The sequence below is a fragment of the Spiroplasma endosymbiont of Nebria brevicollis genome, from assembly GCF_964030895.1.
Classification (GTDB): Bacteria; Bacillota_I; Bacilli_A; order Mycoplasmatales; family VBWQ01; genus Spiroplasma_E.
In genome coordinates this window covers 23849-49729 of record NZ_OZ034986.1, presented here as the reverse complement: position 1 = coordinate 49729, position 25881 = coordinate 23849, and the positions used below count along the sequence as shown (strand labels likewise).

The following is a 25881-nucleotide window of genomic DNA, read 5'->3' as shown; positions in this document are numbered from 1 at the left end:
TTAATTTTACCTCTATTCATGATTTAATAATTGTGATTTTAATCGTTCAATTTGACCTTTAATTGAACCATCAAAAACTTGATTTTGAACTTTAACTTTGATACCACCAATTAGTGATTCATCAATTTTATTCACTACTTCAATTTTATAATTAATAATTTTTTCAATCTTAACTTGAATTTTTTTAATTTGTTGTGAAGAAAGTTTAACAACAGAATAAATAATTCCATAATGAATATCATGATATTCATTACAAATCTTACGAAATTCTTTAAGAATTAATCGTACGTAGCGGAAATGATGTTGGTCAATTAACAATAAGAAAAAATTTAACAAATAAGGCTTAATACGATTTTGAAAAGTAGCAATAATAATTGATTTTCTTAATTCAGTTGTTAAATTACTACTGCTCGCAATGTTAATAAAATCGGGGTAAGTAACAAAAATATCAATTAATTGGTTACTTTCTTCAGCAAACTCAGTAACTTTTTTTATTTCTTTTGTTAGTTGAAAAAGACCATTACTTCATTGATTAACTACATCTTCATCCATCATAGTTATCTTTCACCTACTATTCTAATTCTTTAATAAAGTCATCAATCAATTGTTCATGTTTTTTAGCATTAATTTCTGAACCGATAATCTTTTTAGCAGCTTCTAAAGCTACTTGTTTAATTTGTTCGTTAATTTGAGCTTCTGCTTCTTTACGAGCACGAATTAAATCACGTTTTGATTGATTAGTAATACGCATACTTTCATCTTGTGCTTTATCAATAATTTCTTTACGTTTGTTGTAACCATCATTTTGAGCATTAACAATAATTTCTTGCGCTTCGATTTTAGCAACTTTTAAAATTTGACTAGCTTCTCCACGATCTTGGTTAGCTAGTGATTGTTTACTAGCAGCATCATCAAGTTTGTCTTTAATTGCTAAATGACGACCGTGCAGTGCTTTTCGAAAAGGAGCATATACTCATCTTCAAAGTACTAGTAATAAAATTACTGATGCAAAAATATGAGCTATGAATACAGGTAAGTTAGGAAATAGTTGGTTTACTATATCGTCACCAGATACAATAGCATTAAAATTAAAATTCATAAAATTCACCTTCTTTAGTAACTATGTTATATTTTACCTTGCTACAAAAATTAAGATTAGTGAAACAACTAAACCATAAATAGCACCAGATTCGGCAATAGCTGCACCAATAACAAATTGCGTTCTAATCTTTGATTCAACTTCAGGGTTACGTGATACCGCTTCAACAGCTTTACCAGCGGCAAAACCTTGACCAATCCCACTACCAGCACAAGAAATAGTTGATAATCCTGCTCCCACATATTTTAAGTTTGTTAATCCGTCTGCTGCTGCTAAAAAATTAAATCAGTGCACTAAGTGTGTTAATATTTCCATAATAAACTCTCCTCTTTTTCTTTTTTTTATTTACGTTCCATAATAAGGCGTTCTAAGCACATTTCCTCATCAGAATCCATTTGTTGTTTCCGTAATTTCCTTGGTAACTTAACAGTGAGTTCGCTTTTATGACTCGCTTCATCCATTTGCAATTTCCAATAAACAAGGGTTAACGTTCCAAAAATTAAAGCTTGAATACTTCCGGCAAATAAATCAAAATAAATATGCAAGAAAGGACCCATAAGACCAATCAATAAGTTCATTTGGCCAATGATTGGTATTTCACCTCAAACCATACCAGTAACACCATAAAGCATACTTATAATAATACTTCCTCCTAAAATATTACCAAATAAACGGAATGATAATGAAATTAAAGGTGCAAATTGAGTAATTAATTCTAAGGGATTAACAACAAACTTTTTAAAAAATAATAATTTTTGAAATTTAATTCCTACAAAATATATTCCAACAAATGTTACCATGGCCATTGACAGAGTAACTGTATACATTGAAGATTGTGATTCAAAACCAATAATTGACAATCAGTTACCTATCAAAATATAACTCATTACGTACAATAGATAAATTGTTAAGTTTTTGTATTTGCTACCAAGTACATCAACAACATTTTTTTCTACTGACTTGATAACTAACTCAACAACTAAGACAATTCCTCGTGGTTCTTCATCAGCCTTCATACGTTTAACTTTGTAATAATAAATATAACTAATAACGACTATAAAGATAGTAGTTATAAAAATTGTTACGAGTTGGGGCATAATTTGGAGATAATTCCAACTATCTAGCCCTGCTAACAACTGCATGTAAATTCCTTCTTTTTATTTTTTCTTTTGATATACACATAATTGTGCTGTAATGGTAGCTACCATTAATATTGACATTCCAACAATGGTTGTAATTAAATTAGCAAAATGGAAAAAAATGATTAAAATAATAATTGTGCCATAAATAATCATTCTTAATATGAAACCAAAATAAGCTAAAGTTTGTCGAAAGGGTTTACCACTGGTTAATCATCTTGATGCTAAACATAGAAATCCAAAACCAATGGCACTCCCTAAGAATCCAACATTAAAGCCACTAAACAATAATCAATATTGTGTATTAATTATAACAGTTATGACTAATACAGTATTAATTAATAATCAATAACTGACCATTGTCGCTAATATTGCTAAAAAAAAATTATTTTTAACTTTAAAAAGTCATTTTTCTTTATTTAGTTCCGAAAATTCTGTCACCAGCATCACCTAAACCAGGAACAATATAACCATCATCATTTAAATTTTTATCTAATGCTGATAGGTATATTTTAACATCTGGGTTTTTTTGTTCAATTTTTTTAATGGCAACTGGTGCACCAACAATGGCGACTAAAGTAATGTGTTTAAATCCAACTTTTTTTAACTCTTTAATGGCAGCATTAGCAGTGCCACCTGTGGCAAGCATTGGATCTAAAATGAATACTAAAGCATCATCCATGTTAGCAATATTTTTTGGATACTTAAAAAAATAATTATGTGGTTTTAATGTCTCTTCATTACGATAAAGTCCAATATGACTAATAATAGCATTAGGTACTACATATTCAAAACCGTTCGTCATTCCTAAACCTGCTCGTAAGATAGGACAAAGAATAATAGTTTTACTTAATGTTTTACCAGTAACTTTAGTTATTGGAGTTTGGATTTCAATGTCATCTACTGGTAAATTTTTAAACACTTCATAAGCCATTAAAGTAGAAATTTCACTCAAGTTTTCTTTGAAATCTTTTTTTTGTGTATTCTGATTTCTAATTCTTGTTAGCTTATCTAGTATTAAAGGATGGTTTACAATAAATAAATTTTTATTATTTTCCACTAAAAATACTCCTTCATTTTTTAATGTTTATATTTCAAAAAATAAAATATATACTAATATGAAATTTTACGCCTTTTAATTTATAAATCAATAAAATAACAATAAAAAAGTAAATAAATTTTTGCACACTGAAATGAGACATTATCATTGTCCTTTAAATTAATTCATCGATGAAGAATTAAATTTAATTATCGCATATGGGATGAATTCCGTATTGTTTTTGGTTTTTTAAAATAAAGTTAACAATTATTCACTTTTGTTGGTCTTTATTTGTTCAAGATAAGTCTCCAATTTTTTTGATAATTCCTCTTGCACCTCTAGTTTCTTAATTTTCTTTTCCAATAAATGAATTTTTTGCTGTTCTTCACTAAGAAGGGTATTAAAAGATTGTTTACCTGATTCTCTAATTGTAAAACTTTTATCTCCATATTTAATGAAATCTCTTAAGATATTACTAATTTGATGGGTAGAAACTCCATAGTTGTTAGCTAATTCTTTTACACTTGTTCCATTTCTAAATAGTCTGACTATTTCTTTTCGGCATGAGCTAGATAAGTTTAATAAATATTTCAATTTGTACTTATAATTAACACTATAGGAGGAAACAATGAACTTATAAGACTTATTCAAAAGAAACAAAACTAGCCGTCGTAAATGAGTACCTAGCCATTAAAATTAATTAGATATCTTTAGTAGGTTTTAACTATACTACTAAACGGTGATCCAGTATTGGCATGTTCCTTATTTATATCTCTTTTCACTTTGCTATCAAAAATATCAGCAGGTTCTGTTTGTTTTTTAACAGCAAGTTCAGCAAGAAGATTTTCTTTATTTGTTAATATTTCTACGTATTTTTTTGATTTTTCTTTATTACTGCTAATAACTCCATCATTTAATTTTTCTTGATTTTGAAGTTCTGTACAACTTTCTTCTAAAACAACCACCCCTTTATTAGAAAATTCAAGTAAATCATCATAATGTTCAATTTCTAAAGTAAGGTTTTTGTTTTGTTCTTTTAATTTAGCAATAGGATTATATAAACCACAACTAAGGCAAATTAAAAATCTCTTTCAAACACTATTTTTTTAATTTGATTTGAATTTGATTCTTGTTTTTTTGTAGTTCTATTTTTTGTTTTTCAATTACACTTAAAATACTTTCATTTCCCATTATCTTGTCTCCTTTTCTTCTCATTTCAACATAAAAACCCATTCACTTTAAGAATAAAGGTAATGGGTTAAAAACTGCTATGTTTATAAGTAAAGACTATCATATTCCCCATAGTTTTCAACGTTTTTTCATAAAACATTACTTTTACAAATTATGAATGTCATCATCTTATAATAATGTTAAAAAAAGAACAATAAAAATAAATAAATGAAAATAAAAGTATAACATTTACTAATTTTAATAATAAGTAATCTTAATTTTATTTTGGTTCATTAGAATTAAAAATATGATAAATATCAGAAATTTGATCTTGATATTTTTCACACTTAGCAAGTGTGATTTTATTTTTATATGCTAAATAATTAATATCTTGAATTTTAATATTAAGTTTTAATTGTAAAATGGCTTCGTTATTTGTTTTATCAGTTTTAATAATTTGTACGATTTGGTTTTCTAATGCATCTAATATTTTTGTAAAATCATCTTCGGTAAAGGTTTTAATTACACAATAATTATCATTTTTATTAATAAATTCTTTAGTAGTAATTTTCCCTTCATCTAAAATTAAAAATTCATCAGCAACATTGGCTAATTCATCAAGAATATGTGAGGAAATAATTACTGTCTTGTTTTGAATTTTAAAAGTGTTAATTTTAGTAAAAAAAATGAAACGGTTATTGGGGTCTAAATTAACAGTTGGTTCATCCATAATTATAATATTGGGGTCACCAATAAGCATAGCATCAATCATTAATTGCTTTTGCATACCACTAGATAATTTATTAGGGTTAATTTTAGCAATATTAGATAAATTATATTGTTGTAAAATATTGTTTACTATTAATTTAGTTTGAGTTTTACTATTACCTTTAATGGTAGCAATATGGGTTAGAAATTGCTTAGTATTATATTCATTGGGAAAAGTATTTTTTCAGGTATGTAAGCAATTGGTGGTTTTTCTTTAGTTTTCTGATTAGAAATATTATTGATTAAGATTTTACCACTGTCAGTAAGTAAAGCTCCAATAATACATTTAATTAAAGTAGTTTTGCCAGCACCATTTTTTCCAATTAATCCATAAACTTTGCCTTGTTCAAGGGTACAACTTAAGTCTTTTAATACATGGTTACTTTTAAAAGTTTTATTAAGATTAGTAATAGTTAAAACTTGTTGATTACTGCTCATATTAACTAACATCCTTTCTCTGAATGATAACAAAACTGATAGTGAAAAATAATAAGGCAATAATAAGATAAGTGACCCCCACTCCATAAATATTAATAATTGGTTTTTGTTCAGCACTAGTTACAATAACAGTATCATTGTTTAATTCATAAATATTATTAATATCATATGTATAGGGGTATACTAAAGTAGGAGATGAAATAATTCCAATTAAAAGGTTACTATCACTCTTATTATCATTAGTTGGCATCATTAGTAAACTAGTAGCAACGTTCATAAGCGGATTTATAGCAAAAGAGTTTCAGTTTGACTTCATACTTTTTTTTATATCTGTATAAAGATTTGGATATTCTGGTGATGTTGAACTATTTTTATATTTATGAGGTTTAGTATATTCAATTGTTTTATCTAAAATATAATTAAAAATATTAAGATTACCGATTAAATTAATTTTAGTTCGAAATTAAGTTTCAGTTAAGTTTGATTTAATATCTGCTAGTGTTGTTGTTAAGCCTAATTGATGATAAATTGTTCATAAAACAACAGCAAAGTCTCGATAGTCCAACTGATAATTAATGTCATATTTTTTCAAACTATTAGTTTTTGATTTTCATTCATCTTTATCATTGTTAAGTTGGTTTTTATAATTAGTGTTATTTACGTTATTTATGATATCATTTTCTTCATCATAAGTGTCTTGGTTAAACTTACTAGTTGGAGTAATGTCAGTACTATAAACAAAACTGCTATACTGTTATTTAATTGGTGATTGATTTTTTTAAAATATTAATTAAAGTTTGTGCACTAGTTTTAATATGAGTTGTGTTATTAAATTGAGTTTTTAAATCAACTTTGCTTTTTGTTGATCTATCAAACAAACTAAAAGTAAAAGGATTATTATCATCAAGTAAATTTGGATTTGGTTGATCAGATAAGATACCATTATGATATAAATATTTAATATCTTCAATGTTAAATAAATCTTTGCCAATAAAATTGGAACTAAGGTTTGCATTATTTAGACCATCTTTAAATTTTTCATTTTGTGAAAAATTTCAATAAGAGTGTTGAGACTCTTTTACTGCTTGTAGCATTGGTAAAATAACCATTGAAATGGCACAAATAAAAGTAAAAATAGATGATAATAATATTGTTAGTTTAGAACCACACCAAACCGAAATTAAAAAAACTAAAGATACAAAGGTGCAAAGGAAAATACTAATTAAAGGTCAGGTTTTAATAATATCTAACATTAAAGCATTAAAATAAGTTCTACCATTTATAACAGCAAAAAACCCAGATATTACTAATAAAAATGATATTAATCCTAAAATTTTATAAAATGAAATTTTAGTCTTTGATAGTGGCAATGATGTATAAACTAATATAATACCATTATCAATTTGTTGACTATAAATTTTAATTGTAATATAAGCAGAATAAAATGCTATTAATGGTAAATACAAAATTAGTAATAACCGCTGATAAAAACTAATGATTTTAAACATATTTTTTTCTGGATTACCATATGTGTTAATACTAAAAATGGTAAATAACAATAAAACTATAAATAGAAATGTTGAAAAAAATTAAGTAACTTTTGTTTTTAAAAGGTCTTTGATAGTGATTAAATAAAACTTATGTTCATAAGTTTTTGTTTTAAACATATTAGTTACTCCTTAAATGAATATTATGAAATTAGATATGCGAATTTAATTGCATATCTAATTATTTTATGTTTAAATAGTTCGCTTTGGGTTAAAAGTAATAGTAGAAACACTTAAACCAAAATCTAATGTTCTAACATAAGCTCCAACACTAGTAATAGTGCCACTAATTTTTGGATGTAAATATAATTTTGTTCCTACTCTTTGAAATCCTAACCCAATAGTAACTGATATATTATATGATGAAGATTTACTATCATTGGCATCAACAAAATTTATATATTTAACTTGTTCAGTATCAACAAAAGTAACAGTATCAAAATGAAATGTACCAAATTTCCCGTTTCCCACATCACCAAACGTTGCTGGTGAAACAGCTTTTCCTGACGTTTCAATTGTAACACTTGGATATTTAGTAATAAAATCACTTCATGTATCAATATAATCATAATGGTCGATTGCTAAATATGAAGATGTATCATCAGTATAAGTCTCAGTTGTACTTCAATTTGCTCACATGCTTCAATAATTACTATAACCAATGCTTGTAGTAATGGGTGATACGGTTTTTTCATTATTAGTAGTTAGTTGATTTATTTTAGTATTATTAGTCATCAATGTTATTGATGAACTAGTTGATAATGCTAGTGTTGCGACTGACATTAAGATTTTTTTCATATAATCAATCTATGTCCTTCTAAACAAAATTTTATTTTTGAAAAAATAACATATATTTCTAACCTTCCTAATTTAGATTATAACACTTAAATTTTTAACTAATAGTTAAGACAAAAGTAAAAGTACCAGTTAGTAAACAATGATATTCATCATCAATAGCATCAACATTAATGTTCACTTCACCAAGTTTTGTAATAACTGCTGCTAATTCATGTCCTTCAACGTTAACAACATAATCAATATCTTTTTTGGCACTATTATCAATAGCACTGATTTGGGTTTGAATGATTGGTAGCAAATTTGCTATAGTTTCTTTAAAAGTAGTAGTGCCAATGACAGTAGAACTATAAGTTTGTTCTTGAATTTTAATATTACTAATATCTTGCACTGGCTTTACTAAATTTATTTTTGTTGTAAATTGACCTGTTAAAATGTGAGTAGTAACAGCAGCTTGAACTGTAACATCAATTAAACCGTACAGTTCAATTTTAGAATATAAATCATGATTAGCAATAATGATTTTATAATCACGACCATATTGTGGTTTTTGACCTTTACTAGTAAGGTCAGTTATTTTTTTAGCAACTTGTTTTTTAAAGTTATCTAATGCCTTATCATAAGTATCTTGGTCAAGAATAACACTAACATTTGTAGGAGCAATAGTAATATGACTAATATCAACATTGCTTTGATGATTTTGAATTTTGATGCAAGCAATAGGTAATATAGCAAGACTAGAAGTTAAAATAATTGCTTTAAATACTGTTAAAATTTTTCTCATAATTAAATCACCTATGTTTATCCTTCTTCACTAACTTTTTGTTTTTTACGTTTTCAAATAGTTTCTGGCTTAATTTCTTTTTTAGTTTGAGTATAACCACTATTTAAAGTTTTGAAAAGAATGGGAATTGATAATAACAGTGTTCCAATAATGATTAGAATATAATCTAATGCTAATTTTTCATGAATAAAAGTTATACTATGTTGGACAGATAGAGAAAAATTTAGTTTATTTTGATTTATAACTATTAAAGTAATACCAGTAAGTAAGAAAATTATTCCTACTACTAAAATTAAAATAGTTTTTATAGTATGTTTTTTATTCGTTTTATTTTTCATTGTTTATTACCTAGTTGTATTTGTTGTTATTTTTAATTTATTAATATTTTGTTTTTGTAAATATTTTTTATGACTACTTGAACCAATAAAAATATAATAAACTAAAACATTAATGGCACCAATTAATACTGTTACTAAACCAAAATATAAAAGTATATTAACTTTTAGGGAAGCAAAAGCAAAAATAACACCTATTAAAATTAAAAAAATACCACTGAATTGAATGGCTTTTCATCAATTAAATTTAAAATTTTGTTTAGTCATAACGTTCTCCTTATTAATTGTTTGTATAATTATATCATTTTCATAAAAAATATGAGTTAATATTTTGCAAATTCTATTTATGACAACTTTATAATATTAGTAACAAATTTTATTGCATTTTCATACTCATTAAAAAGTAAACAAAATCGCTTATCATAGCAAAATATTTCAACTCCAATAAATTTTTTCCTGCTAGATAAATGATTATTTTTTTCTCAAAAAAAAGTAATGTTTTTTATCTCTGCAATTGGAATTATTTGTAGTTCAAAAGAATCAATAAAATAAATAGACGTTTGTGATAATAATATATCAATTTGATTTAAAGGAATAAAATTTGATGACTTAAAAAAATTAACATCACGCAATTTATAACGTAAAAATAATTCTTTGCTATCTTTTTTAACTATACTATATTCAGTTTTTAAATTAATATTTTGACCTTTAATTTTATTTATATTTTGGTATTTGCCATTAACAACTTTATCACTATAATAAATGTCTTCTTTTATATTATCGGTAGAGACAGATAATTCTTTTGTACTTATTTTTTTAAAATTTAAATTAGGATTATAACAGTTGTTAATATCTTTGGTAATTTTTAATAACTTTTCTTGTTTAATTTTTCTAGTTATAATGATTAATAAAATTAAACTTACAATTAAAAAAACACTAACAGTAATTGCAAATATAATTCATAAATTCATAAAATTATTCTCCTTAGTAGTCTTTTTTATCTAATAATTTTGCCAGTAAAACTATCATAAATAGTTGATGGTTTATTATCTAGTATTTCGCCCATCACTTTATATTTCAATTTAGGTAGGTTTATTAACTTATAGTCAGTAATAGGTAATTCATTACTAATATTACAACTAGTAGCAACTAAAGGACCTAAAATAGCAGTTATTTTTTTAATAAATGATGAAGCACTGACTCTAATAGCAACTGAAGATTTTGTAATTCAATATGGGGTATTTAACATTGGTTGTTTAGCAACAATAACTGTGACTTTCCCTTCTTTAAAATTAGTAGTTAAAAATCTTTGTAAATCTTCACTGATTATTCCTACTAATTTAGCTTGTTCTCAACTACCAACTAAAATTGGTAAAGGTTTATTGTGTCCACGATTTTTAATTTTATAAATTTCTGCAATTGCTTTTTCATCATTATATTTAGCAGCAAGACCATAAACCGTATCTGTTGGTAAAGCTATGACTTGACTATCATTAAATTTTTGACTTATTTCTAATATTTGATTTTGTTTAAAAGTTATCATGGTTCACCACTTCTCCCAAAAGGATTAAATAAATTATACACCTCTTAAAAAAATATTATAAATTTTTTATTTCCTAATTAAAAAACACCTATACAAAGGGTATGGTGTATAGGTGTTATATAACTGATTTAATTACTTTATTTATATCTCTAATACTTTTAATGTTTGTATTAGAGATATTTTTAAATAAAGATATTCAAATTTTTAATCAGGAATAGTTATGGGTATTATTTTTGTTATTTAATGAAATGAATTGGGTATTTTTTGTTTAACATCAAAGGATATCTTGTATATATTAGGATAATAGGAAAATCATGATTTGGAAGAGACACTAATTGACTTATTAGTAAAATGTTATTACTAACATATTCGTTTACTAATACGTAATGGTCAATATCTAATAGTTCTAAATTTAAGTTATATTTTTTAATGAAAGCATTTTGAAATTTTCATAATAATGTTTTAATATTATAAAATTTTTCGTGATTATAAAAATTAAATACTGATATTGATTGTTGAATTTTTTTCAACATTAACAATTTTATAGCTTCATTAATACTATTTTCTAATTGAAAGTTTCAAACATTTTCGTAAATATTAACAATTAAAATATTGAAGTTTTGGTTAAGTAAATAAAATTTAAAAATATTATCAGGGTTATTTTGGAATAATTTAATTATAACTTGTTCATATGTAGCATTTATAAATAATTCTATTTGCTTTCTAATATAGGAATCATCAACAGAGAAAATATATAAAGAAACTTTTCAGTTACTATTTGAAATAAAACTTTTATTAAATGCCATTACTAGATATTGTAATTCTAAAATATTAATATTAGGAAAAAATTGAAATTTTTTTAATTGCGAATTTATAATTAAAATAAGTTGTTGACCTCATTGGTATTTACTTTCAATATCATAACTATCTACTAAATAAAAACTAATGTTGCTATTATAGTTAAATACTAATTTAAATCAATTGTCCGTTAGATAATCTTTTAAAACTTGCTTAAAAATATTGGAATATAAGCGATTTTGATAGTTATTAGTAATAAATAAAAATATTTCATCAGTAATTTTATTAATTTTAAATATTACTTCTGGAAATAATCCATTATCAATTCTAACATTAATTAAGAATACCAAGTTTAAATAATATTCTGCAAAGGCATCTAATTTAATATCAAATTATCTAACAATTAATGTTAAAAGATTATCAATATCTTTTTTTATAATTTTAGGAACATTGAATTTAATTAACATATTTTTTGTAAGAAAATAATTAAATTTCATTCTTCTAATAGCAATAGTCAAAAATCAGATTAGTTGTTCATTATAATATTTTTTATAACCACTATTAATAATTAAAGTTTTAATTGATTCATAAATATATGTTAGGGATTTCTCATTTAATGAGGAAGGAAGTTCTTTATTAGAATTGATTGTCATAATAGTGGTTATAAATAGTAAATTTTGTTCACAGCCAATAAGTTTAAAACCTAAATTAGTTTTAAATTCTAATTTAACGTTTAAATTATGATTATCTAAAAAATTATTTAAACTAATAATGTCTTTTTTTAAAGTATACATATTTGCACTAGTTATATTAGCAAGCAATTCACTACTGGTTACATAGTTTTTTTGTCATACTAAACTTAAAAATAAAACACTAATTCTAACAAAGGTATTTTCATTAGCTGTTTGGATAAATTGTGCCAGCAAAATTTTAATTGCTTTTTGTTTTTTAATATCATTAAATAAAAACTCATTTTGCTTTCTAAAAATCTTACAATTGCTTATTCTCTTTAATGAACTATTAATAAAGACAATGTCTCTTTGCAAAGTTCTAGAAGTAACGTTAAACTTGTCAGTTAAAAAATTAATACTAACTGCTGAAGAATCTTGAAAAAATTTAAGTATCTCGATAACACGCCACACTAGAACTGCCCCCATTATCCTATTGCAAGAATAAATGAGTTTTTCCTTTTCTAAATATAAAAAATGTCACTAAATAAGTGACAAAATTTGTGTTATGAAAATACTTTTATGTGTTATAATTACTGCCAAACAAAAAGCATTCTCCATTTACCATTGATATCTTTAACAAACTGATAATGGTAATTATATAAGTATTTTTTAACTAATATTTCTAATACTTCTTTTTGGTCAAAACCAAATTCAAATGCCAATAAAAATGGTTTAGTGACAAATTCAGAACAATGTTGAAAAATTAATTTATATAATAATAAACCATTTTCTTCAGCAAATAATGCTGATTTTGGTTCATATTGCAAATTGGACATAAGATATGTATCAGATGTTTCATCAATATATGGGGGATTAGAAATAATAATATTAAATTTGTGATTTTTTAAATTACTAAATAAGTCACTTTCTATAAATTTAATATTATTTAAATTATAATTTTTACCATTTATTTTTGCGACTTCCAAGGCAGCAATGCTAATATCAGTAGCTACTATTTCTCATTGTGGTTTTGCTAAAGCAACGCTAATGGCGATTGCGCCACTACCAGTTCCTAAATCTAAAATTGATAACTTATCATCATGAAAAATGTTCTTGGCATAGTCAAAAACATAATTTATTAATTCTTCAGTTTCACTGCGTGGAATTAAAACACGATTATCAACAAAGAATTTATTACCATAAAAATATTCATAACGAATAATATATTGTAAAGGATAACCAGCAACATATTTTTCAATTAAAAGTAAATATTGTTCTAAAAAAGTATCTTCTATTTTTGTATCCATGTTAGCATACAATCATGATAAATCTTTTTCAATAAAATATAATAAGATAATTTTATTAACTTTTTCATCATTATGATTAATATGTTTAGCAGCTAATAAATAATCTTTATATGTCATATCCTATTACTCCACAATTAAATATTTTTACTTAATATTTAACAACATTTTTATTTTTAATGGCATTGACAATAATTAATACAAAAACAATAGAACTAAAAATAAATAAGAAAGCAATTGTTAAAATACAAATAATAGGAAAAAGAATTATATAACTACCAATGGCAAGAATAAATCCAAAGTTACTAGTATTATCTCAATCAACATTTTGCAAAAAATTTAAATTTTTTCACAATAAGTAATGAAAGATTAGACTAGAAGTAGAAGCAAATCAGACAGTTAATAACAAGAATAAAATATGAATATTACCAACACTAAATATCCAAGTTATTAAGGTGGCAAATGTTACAAATAAAAAAATAATAGTTAAAAGAAATAATATTTTTGTTTTTGATTCTAATACCTTGAAATCCATAACGCTCTACCTCCGAAACTTTACTTTAGTGTGCTAATATTTTCTTCAATATTTTCTAATTTTGCTTTTTGTTCTCCACTAATTAAGGAGATAATAATTTCATCAATACTGCCTTCCATAATACGTTCTAACTTTAATAAAGATAAACCAATGCGATGGTCAGTTACCCGATTTTGGGCATAATTATATGTTCTAATTTTTTCAGAACGTTCACCACTACCAACCGCGTTTTTTCGTAAGTTACCAAGTTTTTGATGTTGTTCTTCAACTTGTTGCTCATACATTTTAGCTCTTAAAACACGCATGGCTTTATCTTTATTATCATGTTGACTACGACCATCTTGTGATGTGACAACAATACCAGTTGGAATGTGTGTAATTCTAATGGCAGAATCAGTAGTATTAACATGTTGCCCACCAGCGCCACTAGAACGATAAGTATCAATTCTTAGATCAGCAGGATTGATTTTAATTTCTACTTCATTAACTTCTGGTAAAACTGCCACTGTAGCGATTGAAGTATGAACGCGCCCTTGTGATTCAGTTTTAGGAACTCTTTGAACACGATGACCACCAGCTTCAAATTTCATTTTAGAAAATACATGTTTGCCTTTAATCATAAAGGAAATGTAACTAAAACCACCATTCAGTGCTTCTTTGGCTTCAATAGTTTCAATTTTTCAGCGTTGAGTTTCAGCATACTTAATATACATTCTATACAAATCACCAGCAAAGATATTTGCTTCGTCACCACCAACAGCGCCTCTAATTTCAATTAGAACATTTTTATCATCATTAATATCTTTTGGTATTAAAGTTAACTTTAAATCATTTTCAGCGATTTCTAATTGATTTTCATTTTCTTTAATATCCATTTTTAGCATATCAAGTAATTCAATATCTTGTTCAAATGCTAGTGCTTTTTTTGCTTCAAAAATTTCTTTAACAATTTTGTCATAATTTAAATACTGTTCAACAATTGGTTCTAATCTACTTCGCTCTTTTGTTAATTCAGTATATTTATCTCTACTTATGGCATTTGGATCTTCTAATTGTAATTCAATTTCATAATATTTGTTAGTAAGCAATGATAGTTGTTCTAATGTTTTTTGATTCATAATACTTCACCTGGTCTATTTATTTTGATTGCTTTTTATCACTCGATGATGGATACGACAACGTGCTTCATATTGCTCTTGTGCACCAATTAAAATAATTTCATCATCATATTTAGCTTCTTTACCGTTAATAATACGTTGTGTCCTAGTTGCAGCTTGACCACATTCTACACAAACAGCATCTAATTTAGTAACAAATTCTGCTAATGCTAATAATTCTTTCATAACAGAAAATGGTTCACCACGAAAATCCTGATCTAATCCAGCAACAATAACTTGTTTATTAATATCTGCTAATTGTTTAATTACTTCAATAATTGTGGGATTAAAAAATTGAACTTCATCAATAGCAACCGCAGCAACATTTTCATTAATATGTTTTAAAATTTCCAAAGGATCATTTATAACAATAGCAGTAATTGAAACTCCTTTATGAGAAACAACTTTTTTAGCATCGTAACGGATATCCACTTTTGGTTTAAAAACCAAAACCTTACGTTTAGCATATTGTAAACGATTGATGCGACGCATAAATTCCTCGGTTTTTCCGGCGAACATACATCCTGTAATTACTTCAATTCATCCTTCATTATAACGACTATACATTTTCACTCTACTCCATATCTTTTTTTAATTAACTATTAATTGTGGCAGGTTTTTTGCAACTTTATCTAAACTATTAATTAGTTTTTCAATATCATCAACATGTTGCAAACAAACTCCTGCTGCTGTTTGATGACCACCACCACCAAATTTAGCAACCACATCATTAATAATTCACTTAGCGCTACGAACACTAACTTTAATTGTACTATCTAATCAATCATGTGCAACTATTAATCAAATTTTAATACCCGTAATATTTGACATAACATTAACTTGACTAGTTAAATCATCTTTGCTAAGCATTACTTTTTCTTTTAGTTTTAATACTTTATTTTGTTTATTGATTGTTGTTTGCAATTCATTAATTATTGTATCATTAAATACAATATAACCAACGCCATGTTCTGTAATTTTAAAATTAGATAAAATATAACCTTTAATACGAGCTATTTTTAAATTTTGGGTATACAAACTTTGATATAAATCTAATAAATTAAAATTTTGTTTCATCAAAAAACTAGCAACGTGAAATGTTTCTTCATTAACAGAACGATATAAAAATCTTCCTGAATCAGTAACTAAACCTAAGAATAAATTTCGAGCAGCTTCTGCAGATACTTTTAATTTCATTATTTCTGCTCATTTTGCTACAACTTGGCAAGCAGCAGAGGCTTTTTCTTCAATTAAAGAAACATTCGCATATTTATCAACAATAGGATGATGGTCAATTTTAACAATTTTTTTAGATTGCTGTCAAAATTCACCACTAATTCGTTCACGATTAGCAGTATCACAAATGATTACTAAAGCATTTTCATAATCTTCTTTTTTGACAAAAGTGGGAGTTGGAAAGAATGGAAGCATATGATCATTCATTTCGCCAGGTGCTAAAACACGTTTATTAGGAAAGTTATTTTCAATAATAATTTTTAATCCTCATTGTGAACCAAGGGCATCACCATCAGGATTAATATGACGATGAATAATAATAGGATTACTATTCTTTATTAGTTCGTAAATTTCTGTTGCTATCTTTTTAAAGTCACTCATAGGAATTCCCTTTCTATCATGTGCCAATTAATTGTTGTTTTTTACCATCAAATACAAAAATGGAATTTTTAGTAATACTAATTCAACCAGCAACACCGATTGCAATATTTTCACTGCTACTTAAAACTTCAAATTCTTCACGAATAAAAGTTTCAAAAATTAAATATGACGTTTTTTCATTAATCTTAGTAATTCCTTTAATAACACCTTTAACTACTATTGAAGATTTTAAGAAAGCAAATTTTGGTTTTTTTCTACTAAATAAAACATCATTTGATTTAAAAGCAATTATTGGGGGACTATCAGCATTAAATTTCCCAAGATTAACATTATAGAAAAACAAATTAGCAGTATTTCATACACCCTTAGAAGTATTAATGTGTTGTTTATTAATTTCCTTTAATAAATTTAAAGAAAGCGGTTTATCAGTAACATCTCCAACATTACCTTGTTGAATAATTATTTCATTTTCAATAACAGTAACATTAGTTGCTAATAAATTAATATCAATTTGCGTATTAGTAGTAAAAATAATAATAATTTTTAAAAATTTTTGAATTTTTTTAATTCAAATTGTTAATTTTTCTTTATCATCATAATTTAATAATTCAAAAGGGTTATGTAAAATTAAAATCTTAGTAGGCACAATTAATTGTTGAAGGATTTTAATAATCTGACGTTCTAAAACAGTTAGTTGTGTAATACGCATTGCTAATAAATGATTTAATTCTAACTCTTTAAATAACATAAAAATATTTTTACTGATTAAATCACGAACATCAATCAAACTATTATATAATAATTTTAAATGATTTTGATATGTTTCTTTTTCTTCTAATTCGGGGTGTTTTAAAATTTTATCATGATAAGTTTTAATTTCATCTTTAATATTTTTTAACAATAAATGCATTTCATCAGGTAGTAACTGCATAGCTACAAAGTCTTGTTTCATATTGAATTTAATTCTTTGTACTTCAGCTAAGTCAATTCACTGTTCTAAAATTTGATCAATTTGAGCACGAGTAAAACTAATTTGTTTATATGAAAGCAAACGATTTAGTTCACTATTGAAATTTTGATTATGATTATTACAAGTTTTTAAAGTTGTTCTAATTTCACTGCGGGTATTAGTAACTTTCTTATTTAAATAACTATTAATTTCTTTAACAACAAAAATAATTTCACGTAATTGAAACTGAGAACGTCGTTCTTTTGGTGGACTACAACCACAAAAACATTCACCTGCTAAATTTTCTAAACTAGCAATTCGATCTTGTAGAGATTGTAAAAATAATAAGTTATTATTAGCAATAATATTTTTTTCTTCGGCAGTAAATTTTTTAATTAAAATATCTGATAAAGTTTCACAACCAGAAAAATTAAATTTTTCTTGTACAAAGTTTTTGTGAAAATGAATAATTTGGAATTCATATTCTCTGATGAAATTAATACGCGTACTTTGTGTTTCGCGAATAAAACGCTTAATAATATTAATTAATTTTTCTTTAAAATAACCACAATCTAAATTTAAACCAGTATCTTTTAAGTTTTCAATATCAGTTTTAATTTTTTGATTATGATTGCTTATATCTTGTAAAAATGGTTTATTGCGCATTGCTGTTCGTGCTAAATTATATTGAACACTAAAAAGTTTATTTCAACTTTGTAACTGTAAATCAACATAGGCCATTTTTCGTTCAAAACCGATAGCATTATAAGTAACTTCTTTTTTATCAATTAAAATCTTACCTTGCATAATAGGAACACTACCCATTAATGCTTTAATTAAGTTTTCACTATTAGTTTCATCATTACTAAAAAGCGCTAAACAATCGGGATAACTACTTTCAAAACTTCAATTTTTTACTGCTTTATCAACAGTTAAATTGATAATACTAAAGTTTAGTTCAAAAGATTGTTCTGATTTAAATTTCATACTTTTACTGGCAGTTAAAATATTAAATTCAGATGATTCCATAAAACCAGTCCTAACTTTAAAATCATATATTAATTATACTATTAGTTACATAATAAAAACCTAAATTCTATGTTAATTAGTATATATCAGTATTTTAACTTAAATAACGAGAAAAATGGTTCTAAATCATTTTTTAATTATACAAAAAATAGAAACCAATTTAGTTTCTATTTTAAACAGAATTATTTTTTAACTTTATCAACTAATTTTAAAACATCTTTAGCAGAATCCAGAACAATAGTTTTGGAATTTTGAGATTTTGTTTTATTTGTTTCAACAACTTTAGGTTTAACTTCAACTTGTTGACTTGCTTTAGTTTTGAAACGTTCAACACGTCCTGTTGCTGAAGCAAAAGATTGTTTTCCAGTATAAAACGGGTGACAATTTGAACATGTATCAACACGAATTTCTTTACCTTTAGTTGAGCCACTCATAAAATTATTACTACATGTTATACAAGTAACTTTAGTTTGAAAATATTCTGGATGGATATTTATTTGTGACATAATTTCACCTCGCTTTGAAAAACTATTTTAATATAATAAAAAGTACTTAAAAATGATAACATTAACCAATGAAAAAAGCAAATAAATCTTAAAAATATTTTTTGTTCTGTGTCATTATCATTAATTGTAAATATTAATAATATCTGCTGTTATTGGAACTATTCCAAAACCCAAACATAACCCTGTAGCAATTAAACCAAAAATGATAATTGTAATGGCAAGCCATTTAATAATTTTAATTAAAACAATAAATGCAATAATAGCAGTTAATGCTACTACAATCCCAATAATTACTAAAGTACTCATTATTTGTTACTTCTTGGTTTCATGTGTGGGAATAATAGTACATCTTTAATACTATCTTGACCAGTAATCAACATTACTAAGCGATCAATACCAATTCCGAGACCACCTGTTGGTGGCATACCGTATTCTAACGCTTCTACAAAGTCTAAATCCATTTCTGTTGCTTCATCATTACCATTATCTTTTTCTTTCATTTGTTGAGCAAAACGGTCATACTGTTGAAAGGGATCATTTAATTCTGAATAAGCGTTGGCATATTCACGACCACCAATAAACAATTCGAAACGATCAGTAAATTCTTTACTATCCTTTTTTAATTTAGCAAGTGGCGAAATTTCAATCGGATAATCAGTAACAAATGTTGGTTGAATTAAAGTTTCTTCGACAAATTCTTCAAAAAATAAATTAATAAGATGTCCAATACTATTGTAATATGGTGGGATTTTAAGATTAGATTTTTTAGCAAGTTTAAAAGCTAATTCATATGTTTTAATTTTAGCTTCATTTCTAATTTTATCATCAGTAATATTATGATATTGTTCACTCATTTCAATAATTTCAGAAAAAGAATAGGTAAATTTAGCATCTTTAATTTTAGCTTGTTTAATAGATTCAACCATACTAATTTTCGTTCAAGGTTTTCCAAAATTTAATACATGACCACCATATTCTAAAATTAACTTATTTTGAACAATATTAATTAAATGTTTAATACAAGTTTCTGTTAATTCCATCATAAAATTCATATCTTGATAAGCAACATAAATTTCAATAGTTGTAAATTCAGGATTATGTTTTGGGCTCATCCCTTCATTACGAAATAAGCGACCGATTTCATATACACCTTCAAAACCACCAATAATTAAACGTTTTAAATGTAATTCAGTAGCTATTCGCAAATATAAATCGGTTTTTAAAGTATTATGATGAGTAACAAAAGGTTTAGCAGCAGCCCCACCATAAACTTCTTGCAAAATAGGAGTTTCCACTTCTAAATAACCTTTATTATTAAGAAAATTTCGTAATTCAGTAATAATCTTACTACGTTGTAAAAATGTATTTTTTGTATCTGGACTAACAATTAAATCAACATATCGGCGACGGTAACGTTCTTCGATATCAACAAGACCATGAAATTTATCTGGTAACGTTCGTATAGCTTTTGACAACATAACAATATCAAAAACTTGAACTGTTAACTCACCTTTACTAGTTTTCATAACTTTGCCTTTAATTCCAAAAAAATCACCTAAATCAGCGTACTCTAAAAATCAATTAAATTTTTTTTGACTAACATATTCTGGTTTTAAATATATTTGAAATTTACCAGTTTGGTCTTGTAAATGGGCAAAAACTGAACCTTTTCCCATTTCTCTTTTTGTCATTAATCTACCTGCAATTTTGATTTGATCATTAGGTAATTTTTCAACTAAAATTGCTAATTCTTCTTTAGTTTTATCTTTAAACTTAATTTCAAGACTTTTACAGTTGAAATTTCTTTCTCAATTACGACCATAAACATCATAATTTTCATTTTGTAGTTTTTGTAATTTTTGGTATCGTAACTCTTCTTGTTCTGTTAGAATATGTCCATTAACATGATTTTTATTGTCTGCCATTTTTTTCATCCTTTGTATTTAAAAGTATTGCTTATATCACAATCACTTAAAGTTAAAAAATAAATTAAAAAAACTATTTTTTAAAAATAAATAAAATTGTAGTTGTTTTATAAAAGTAATAATAACAATTTTTAGTAGAAAAAACTACAATCATTAATTAATTTTACAATTCAACTTCAACAAAGGAATTTTATTTTTATTAACTTCAGTTAATTTCACTTGGTTTCATTGGTTTAGCATTTGTCTTAACATTAACAATATTCCCATTTTTAACATTAATAACAGTATTAGCCACAAACTGGAAGTTAGGATTATGGGTAACCATGATAATTGATGTTTTATATTCACGGTTAACATCTAATAAGATTTCTAATACCTTACGTCCCATTTCTTCATCTAACGCTCCTGTTGGTTCATCACAAAATAAAATGGTTGGATTCTTAGCAAGCGCACGGCCAATGGAAACACGTTGTTGTTGTCCTCCTGACAATTGACTTGGAAACTTATTCATATGTTCATCCATTTCAATTACTTTAAAGATTTCATCAATTCCCATATTCTTATTTTTATTTTTTGCTAAGTTTTCACCAACTTCCGCATTTTCACGGGCTGTTAAGTTAGTTAATAAGTTATATTGTTGGAAAATAAATCCGACATTATCTCTTCTAAATTTTGTTAAGTGACTATCTTTTAATAAAGATAAATTATAACCTGCCACAAATACATCACCAGAGTTCGGTTTATCTAACCCTGAAATAATGTTTAGTAAGGTAGTTTTTCCACTACCTGAAGGACCTAGAATTACAACAAAGTCACCTTGTTTAATTTTTAAGTCAACGCCTTTTAATACTTCATATTCTAAATCACCAGTTAAGTATGATTTTTTAACATTAAATAGTTCAATCACATTAGTAGCAACATCGGGGGTATTGTTGCTCATAGAAACAATTTGGCCACTAAGAATAGCTTTCGAATGTTCTTTAGTTTGTTTTTTAATGGCCTTTTGGTTATCTTTAAAAACTTGTAGTTTAGCTTTAGCAGCGGCCAATTCTTCTTTAGTTTCTGGTTTATCATGAGATTTATGTTTGATAATTGGTGGTTTATCTATAGTTTCACTATCTGTTGTTTTTTTACCTACTGATTTTTTCATAAAACTACTTTTTAATTTAGTTTTTGAATCTTCCATTGTTGCATCGCTAACATTATCTTCTGATGAAGCACTAGTTTGTTTTGCTGCTAATTTTTGAGTTTTTAGTTCTTGCTTAATAACTGTTTTATCTGCCTTTGGGACATCAGTAGTTTCAGACACAGAATCTACAACTTCATTATTACCTTTTTTGTCCTTTTTTGTCATTTTTATTTCTCCTTTTTCAAATCGTTTTTTGTAAACACATAATTATTTTATCAATAACTTTTTTTTTTTACATATAAATGATTAAAAACATGTATTTTTTAACTACCCTGTAATAGAACTGTTACTGGTTTATATTTGATTAAATATAAACCAACAGCATAACCGATAATCATAATTAAGAAAACTAGTCCAAAAGAAGTCAGAATTGTAAATGGACTAATTGGCACATTAAAGACAGCTCCGGCTCGTGCTGCAATAATCATTGTAATAAAATTCCACATTACATAAGAAAGTATAGTACCTATCACAAATGCTACCACTAAAGCAATTACATAAGAACCAATAATTAATCGATTAATTTCATTTACACGGTATCCTAATGATTTCATCATAGCAATAATTAATAAATTATTATCTAGAATCATATTAATAATGATAATTAAAACAAAAGCAACAGCAAATAAAGTTAAAAATTTAGTAATACTAATAATAGTTCTAATACCATCAAAGATTTGTACTAAAAGTTTTTTAACTAAACTATTAACAAATGGTAATTTATTGATTGGAATTAAATTTTGTTTTTGAATTTCACTACTGTCGTATTTTCCCTCTGGTTGAGCAATATTAATATAATTTAGAGGGAAAATATTAGCATCTTTAGAAATTAAAAAATTAAAAGAATCAGGGATAGGTTTATTAGTAGTATCAACTAAATCAATAGCTGTTCGTAAATCATCAAGATTAGTATAAACATTTGATGTATCAAGGTTATTACTAATAATACCTTTTACGTCAAAAATTATTGGCATTGTATAGTTATATCAACTTGCTAACATTAAAAACTGACTATCAATTTTATAACCATTTAAAATAGCAAGAGTTTTAGAAATAGTGGCAGGTACTATAAAAGCATCACCAACTACTTTTTGACCCTGATTATTAGTATAAGAAATAGTTTCTTTTTTTAAAATATGACTATTATTAAAAACAGAATCAATATCACGTTGTTTTTCTTCTTTAAAATTAAATCAATTTTTCCATGCTAAATTTTGATCAGGATTATTGTAAACGCCTGTTACCTTAATTCTTCGTGCTTGCATAGCACCTTGACTATGTCCATCTCATTCAGTTGGTGGTACAATACTAGTTTCGATATCAGGATAATAATTAGTATTATAAATATTTAAACCTATACTAATACCTGGGAGCGGAGTTAATTCAGGATTAATTCCTGTACTATCTGAAAGATAGCTAAATATTTTATGGATTCCAACACAAATTTGTTCTGTTCAATCATCTGTTATAAAACCTGATGGATTAATAAAATCTTTACATTTTGTATCATCATTGGTTGCATGATATAAAATATTAATTTCTTTACTACTAATAAAATTATTTTTAAAATTATTTTTTATTATAATAGCATTCATAATTTTGTGTAATTTATCTACATCATCAATATGAAAATCATCTGCTTTTCATTCAAAGTATTTAGTTGCACCTCCCGATTTTGCTTGATCGGCAACAATATCTTTTTGTGAAGCCCAATCAAAAACATCATCTTTTATTTTAAAATCACTACCATTATCATATGTATACATGGAAGTTGTTGTGGTGTTTCATTCTACATCTTTATTATAATAACCATATAAATTATTAATTTTATTATCAAATAAATCAGTAGCTGTAGTTTGAAATAATAATAAAAAACTAACAAAAACAAAAGTAAAAAATACTAAAAATAATTTTCCTACTGACTTTAAAGTAAAAGCTATCGCTAAACGTTGTTTAAAAGGTCAATAACGAAATGGATATTTTAAAGTTGCAATCATTCTAGAACTAGTACTACTTGGACGATCATAAATCAATAATAAAGGATTAGCACGTAATTTAAGTTCTGATTGTAAATAACTAACAAAAACAAAAATAATAGGAATAATTACTAATCCACTAAAAAGGGAAACTAAACTAAAAAATAAATTTGGCAAAGGCATATAAAACCCAATATTATTTAATGAATTAAATAATATTTGTAAAGGGAAACCGAGAACCAATCCAACAATATTGGAGGCCAAAGTAATAAATAAAATTAAAGAGACAAAAGCAATAGCAATTTGAAAATTAGTATAACCCAAAGCTTTTAATAAGCCAACTTGTGGTTTTTGTAAATCAATTTCTTTACGAACATAGGACATAATAATAAAGATAATAACTAATAGTACCACAATTGTAATAGCACTAAATATAATTTTTTGCATTTGAAATGTTTCTAAAATTTGTCCTGAACGTACATCTTCGCTATCAGTTGTAATAATAGTACCAAAACTAAAACTAAATGTTTTAATTAGTAAATTTTGTAATCTTTCAATAAAATAATAATTATTATTTTTTATTTTTAACAAAAGATTACTTTCTAAGTTTGTTCTGTAACTTGAATTTTTAATTGAACTATTAAATCATTCACGTGAAGTATATACGGGGGTAGCATTATCAGGTGTGGGATTAGGGTTAGTAGCCGAGCGACTGCCTGTAATTCCCCAATAAGCATATCCAAAACCAACTACTTTTAAAGGTTTATCACCTTGAATAAATTCGAATGTGTCATTTAAATTAATATTATTTTTCTTAGCAAAATCAGAATTAATTACTACTTCATTTGCACTAGTTGGCACTGTTCCTTGAGAAATATAAACTTTATTAAAATCATTACGGATTGGTGAAAAATCAAAGTTATCTGATTCTTTATAAAATGCATCTTCAAATGAAAAATAAAGGTTTTTAATTGAAGATGCATTTTTATAGTCAAAACTTTTAAAAAAAGATTTAGCAATTAAATAGTTTTTTAATAATGGTTCATTTTTTAAGTCTGTTTCTAAAATATTATTTAACAAAATAGCTTGATAATTAAGACCTCAATTTAATAAATATGTTTCTAACTTTGGATTTAAAGGAGCAGGATCAACTGTTGGAAAAGTGTTATTACGAATGTTAGTAACTTCTATTTTATCAATTTGACCGTCAATTACTGGATCACCGTTAAATTGTTCTTTAACAATATTTTTTATTTTAAGGGTAGAAGCATCTATATCTTTATAACTATTTAAAGACTTTAGTTTTATACTATAGTCATATTTACCACTATTATTTAAGACAATATAAAAACCAGCTTCTATTCGTTCTGAGTTGCTGTATAAAGCTGAAAGTGAAGAAACTATAATCACTAGCAACAATATAATTCCAACATATTGGAATAATCTTTTTTTTATTCCTCTAAATACATTAACAAAAAGATTTTTCATTGTAACCTCATAACCTATTTAAAAACAAGAAAAGATTTTTAATATTATAATTTTATCACATTAAAAACATCGTATAGTTT

At 25.6% G+C, this 25881-nt stretch carries 32 protein-coding genes; all 32 read right to left on the bottom strand.

Annotation, left to right across the window (positions count from 1 at the left end; genetic code table 4):
- Window positions 1–12: 12 nt before the first annotated feature.
- Window positions 13–555 (bottom strand): F0F1 ATP synthase subunit delta, encoded by a 543-nt coding sequence (locus AAHM98_RS00290; RefSeq protein WP_342276533.1) that lies wholly within the window; start codon window positions 553–555, stop codon window positions 13–15.
- A gap of 16 nt (window positions 556–571) precedes the next feature.
- Window positions 572–1099 (bottom strand): F0F1 ATP synthase subunit B, encoded by a 528-nt coding sequence (gene atpF, locus AAHM98_RS00285; RefSeq protein WP_342276532.1) that lies wholly within the window; start codon window positions 1097–1099, stop codon window positions 572–574.
- Window positions 1100–1132: 33 nt separating this feature from the next.
- Window positions 1133–1414 (bottom strand): ATP synthase F0 subunit C, encoded by a 282-nt coding sequence (gene atpE, locus AAHM98_RS00280; protein WP_342276531.1) that lies wholly within the window; start codon window positions 1412–1414, stop codon window positions 1133–1135.
- Between the two features lie 26 nt (window positions 1415–1440).
- A complete protein-coding gene (locus AAHM98_RS00275; RefSeq protein ID WP_342276530.1) occupies window positions 1441–2196 on the bottom strand; it encodes a F0F1 ATP synthase subunit A in 756 nt (251 codons plus the stop codon).
- Between the two features lie 60 nt (window positions 2197–2256).
- A complete protein-coding gene (locus tag AAHM98_RS00270; protein ID WP_342276529.1) occupies window positions 2257–2679 on the bottom strand; it encodes a hypothetical protein in 423 nt (140 codons plus the stop codon).
- Window positions 2654–3298 (bottom strand): uracil phosphoribosyltransferase, encoded by a 645-nt coding sequence (upp, locus tag AAHM98_RS00265; protein WP_342276528.1) that lies wholly within the window; start codon window positions 3296–3298, stop codon window positions 2654–2656. Before upp ends, AAHM98_RS00270 begins: the two co-directional genes overlap by 26 nt.
- 246 nt (window positions 3299–3544) lie before the next feature.
- Window positions 3545–3871, bottom strand: a complete 327-nt coding sequence (locus AAHM98_RS00260) for a helix-turn-helix domain-containing protein (RefSeq protein WP_342276527.1) — start codon at window positions 3869–3871, stop codon at window positions 3545–3547.
- Between the two features lie 116 nt (window positions 3872–3987).
- Window positions 3988–4242 (bottom strand): hypothetical protein, encoded by a 255-nt coding sequence (locus AAHM98_RS00255; protein ID WP_342276526.1) that lies wholly within the window; start codon window positions 4240–4242, stop codon window positions 3988–3990.
- A gap of 485 nt (window positions 4243–4727) precedes the next feature.
- A complete protein-coding gene (locus tag AAHM98_RS00250; protein ID WP_425289593.1) occupies window positions 4728–5342 on the bottom strand; it encodes an ATP-binding cassette domain-containing protein in 615 nt (204 codons plus the stop codon).
- Between the two features lie 14 nt (window positions 5343–5356).
- Window positions 5357–5653, bottom strand: a complete 297-nt coding sequence (locus tag AAHM98_RS00245) for an ATP-binding cassette domain-containing protein (protein WP_342276525.1) — start codon at window positions 5651–5653, stop codon at window positions 5357–5359.
- A 1-nt stretch (window position 5654) separates the two neighbouring features.
- Window positions 5655–5969, bottom strand: a complete 315-nt coding sequence (locus AAHM98_RS00240) for a hypothetical protein (protein WP_342276524.1) — start codon at window positions 5967–5969, stop codon at window positions 5655–5657.
- A gap of 147 nt (window positions 5970–6116) precedes the next feature.
- Window positions 6117–6245, bottom strand: coding sequence for a hypothetical protein (locus tag AAHM98_RS00235; RefSeq protein ID WP_342276523.1), 129 nt, complete (start codon window positions 6243–6245; stop codon window positions 6117–6119).
- A 166-nt stretch (window positions 6246–6411) separates the two neighbouring features.
- Window positions 6412–7212 (bottom strand): hypothetical protein, encoded by an 801-nt coding sequence (locus AAHM98_RS00230; RefSeq protein WP_342276522.1) that lies wholly within the window; start codon window positions 7210–7212, stop codon window positions 6412–6414.
- A 180-nt stretch (window positions 7213–7392) separates the two neighbouring features.
- Complete coding sequence (locus AAHM98_RS00225) at window positions 7393–7998, bottom strand: hypothetical protein (protein ID WP_342276521.1); 606 nt, start codon at window positions 7996–7998, stop codon at window positions 7393–7395.
- A gap of 94 nt (window positions 7999–8092) precedes the next feature.
- On the bottom strand, window positions 8093–8779 hold the full coding sequence (locus AAHM98_RS00220; RefSeq protein WP_342276520.1) for a hypothetical protein: 687 nt from the start codon (window positions 8777–8779) through the stop codon (window positions 8093–8095).
- A 17-nt stretch (window positions 8780–8796) separates the two neighbouring features.
- Complete coding sequence (locus tag AAHM98_RS00215) at window positions 8797–9117, bottom strand: hypothetical protein (protein WP_342276519.1); 321 nt, start codon at window positions 9115–9117, stop codon at window positions 8797–8799.
- A 6-nt stretch (window positions 9118–9123) separates the two neighbouring features.
- Complete coding sequence (locus tag AAHM98_RS00210) at window positions 9124–9381, bottom strand: hypothetical protein (RefSeq protein WP_342276518.1); 258 nt, start codon at window positions 9379–9381, stop codon at window positions 9124–9126.
- Between the two features lie 77 nt (window positions 9382–9458).
- The gene (locus AAHM98_RS00205; protein ID WP_342276517.1) at window positions 9459–10085 is read right to left on the bottom strand and encodes a hypothetical protein; all 627 of its coding nucleotides are present in this window, start codon (window positions 10083–10085) and stop codon (window positions 9459–9461) included.
- 26 nt (window positions 10086–10111) lie between these two features.
- On the bottom strand, window positions 10112–10657 hold the full coding sequence (locus tag AAHM98_RS00200; protein ID WP_342276516.1) for an L-threonylcarbamoyladenylate synthase: 546 nt from the start codon (window positions 10655–10657) through the stop codon (window positions 10112–10114).
- Window positions 10658–10893: 236 nt separating this feature from the next.
- Complete coding sequence (locus tag AAHM98_RS00195) at window positions 10894–11805, bottom strand: hypothetical protein (protein WP_342276515.1); 912 nt, start codon at window positions 11803–11805, stop codon at window positions 10894–10896.
- Window positions 11806–11847: 42 nt separating this feature from the next.
- Entirely contained in the window at window positions 11848–12597 is a 750-nt protein-coding gene (locus tag AAHM98_RS00190; protein WP_342276514.1) for an HTH domain-containing protein, read from the bottom strand.
- Between the two features lie 119 nt (window positions 12598–12716).
- Window positions 12717–13550 carry a peptide chain release factor N(5)-glutamine methyltransferase gene (prmC, locus tag AAHM98_RS00185; protein WP_342276513.1) on the bottom strand — a complete coding sequence of 278 codons (834 nt, stop codon included), beginning with the start codon at window positions 13548–13550 and terminating at the stop codon, window positions 12717–12719.
- Between the two features lie 31 nt (window positions 13551–13581).
- Window positions 13582–13785: a hypothetical protein gene (locus AAHM98_RS00180; RefSeq protein ID WP_342276512.1), complete on the bottom strand. Its 204-nt coding sequence runs from the start codon at window positions 13783–13785 to the stop codon at window positions 13582–13584.
- 200 nt (window positions 13786–13985) lie between these two features.
- The gene (gene prfA, locus AAHM98_RS00175) at window positions 13986–15083 is read right to left on the bottom strand and encodes a peptide chain release factor 1 (RefSeq protein ID WP_342276511.1); all 1098 of its coding nucleotides are present in this window, start codon (window positions 15081–15083) and stop codon (window positions 13986–13988) included.
- A gap of 15 nt (window positions 15084–15098) precedes the next feature.
- On the bottom strand, window positions 15099–15689 hold the full coding sequence (locus AAHM98_RS00170; RefSeq protein ID WP_342276510.1) for a thymidine kinase: 591 nt from the start codon (window positions 15687–15689) through the stop codon (window positions 15099–15101).
- A gap of 24 nt (window positions 15690–15713) precedes the next feature.
- Window positions 15714–16739 carry a bifunctional oligoribonuclease/PAP phosphatase NrnA gene (locus tag AAHM98_RS00165; protein WP_342276509.1) on the bottom strand — a complete coding sequence of 342 codons (1026 nt, stop codon included), beginning with the start codon at window positions 16737–16739 and terminating at the stop codon, window positions 15714–15716.
- Window positions 16740–16752: 13 nt separating this feature from the next.
- A complete protein-coding gene (locus tag AAHM98_RS00160; RefSeq protein ID WP_342276508.1) occupies window positions 16753–18717 on the bottom strand; it encodes a hypothetical protein in 1965 nt (654 codons plus the stop codon).
- 182 nt (window positions 18718–18899) lie between these two features.
- Window positions 18900–19223: a 50S ribosomal protein L31 gene (rpmE, locus tag AAHM98_RS00155; protein WP_342276507.1), complete on the bottom strand. Its 324-nt coding sequence runs from the start codon at window positions 19221–19223 to the stop codon at window positions 18900–18902.
- 120 nt (window positions 19224–19343) lie between these two features.
- Window positions 19344–19529, bottom strand: a complete 186-nt coding sequence (locus tag AAHM98_RS00150; RefSeq protein WP_342276506.1) for a hypothetical protein — start codon at window positions 19527–19529, stop codon at window positions 19344–19346.
- The gene (locus tag AAHM98_RS00145) at window positions 19529–21148 is read right to left on the bottom strand and encodes a lysine--tRNA ligase (RefSeq protein WP_342276505.1); all 1620 of its coding nucleotides are present in this window, start codon (window positions 21146–21148) and stop codon (window positions 19529–19531) included. The genes AAHM98_RS00150 and AAHM98_RS00145 overlap by 1 nt, the downstream gene beginning before the upstream one ends.
- Window positions 21149–21347: 199 nt before the next feature.
- Window positions 21348–22334, bottom strand: coding sequence for an ABC transporter ATP-binding protein (locus AAHM98_RS00140; RefSeq protein ID WP_425289592.1), 987 nt, complete (start codon window positions 22332–22334; stop codon window positions 21348–21350).
- A 266-nt stretch (window positions 22335–22600) separates the two neighbouring features.
- Window positions 22601–25801 (bottom strand): ABC transporter permease, encoded by a 3201-nt coding sequence (locus AAHM98_RS00135; protein WP_342276503.1) that lies wholly within the window; start codon window positions 25799–25801, stop codon window positions 22601–22603.
- Window positions 25802–25881: the final 80 nt, after the last annotated feature.